Source organism: Pseudomonas sp. GCM10022186, from assembly GCF_042656385.1.
Taxonomy (GTDB): Bacteria; Pseudomonadota; Gammaproteobacteria; order Pseudomonadales; family Pseudomonadaceae; genus Metapseudomonas.
The window spans coordinates 1-618 of record NZ_JBHSOU010000073.1; the positions used below are offsets into that span (position 1 = coordinate 1).

The window sequence follows — 618 nt, forward strand, 5'->3', positions numbered from 1 at the left end:
GGCTCCTTGACCTCGGCCAGGTCGATCTCGATGACCGCGGCGTATTCGGCGTCGGCGTCGGCTTCCAGCAGTTGCGGCTTGGCCAGCCAGGCTTCCATGGCCTGGGCGCGGCGCTCCAGGGTGCGGGCGTCGCCGTAGCCTTCGCCGATCATCCAGCGCAGCAGGGTGATGTTGGACTGCAGGTACTCGGCGATGGCCGACTCCGGCAGCTTGATGGTGCAACCGGCGGCGGAACGCTCGGCCGAGGCGTCGGACAGCTCGAAGGCCTGCTCGACGGTGAGGTCGTTGAGGCCTTCGATCTCGAGGATGCGGCCGGAGAAGATGTTCTTCTTGCCCTTCTTCTCGACGGTCAAGAGGCCGGCCTGGATGGCGTAGTAGGGGATGGCATGCACCAGGTCACGCAGGGTGATGCCGGGCTGCATCTTGCCCTTGAAGCGCACCAGCACCGATTCCGGCATGTCCAGCGGCATCACGCCGGTGGCGGCGGCGAAGGCCACCAGGCCGGAGCCGGCCGGGAAGGAGATGCCGATCGGGAAGCGGGTGTGGGAGTCGCCGCCGGTGCCGACGGTGTCCGGCAGCAGCATGCGGTTCAGCCAGCTGTGGATGATGCCGTCGCCC

1 protein-coding gene is annotated in these 618 nt (G+C 67.8%); it reads right to left on the reverse strand.

Annotated features, from left to right (window positions below):
• The coding region (locus ACFPU0_RS27510) for an aconitase family protein (protein WP_377696465.1) at positions 1-618 on the reverse strand (618 nt) is incomplete at both ends.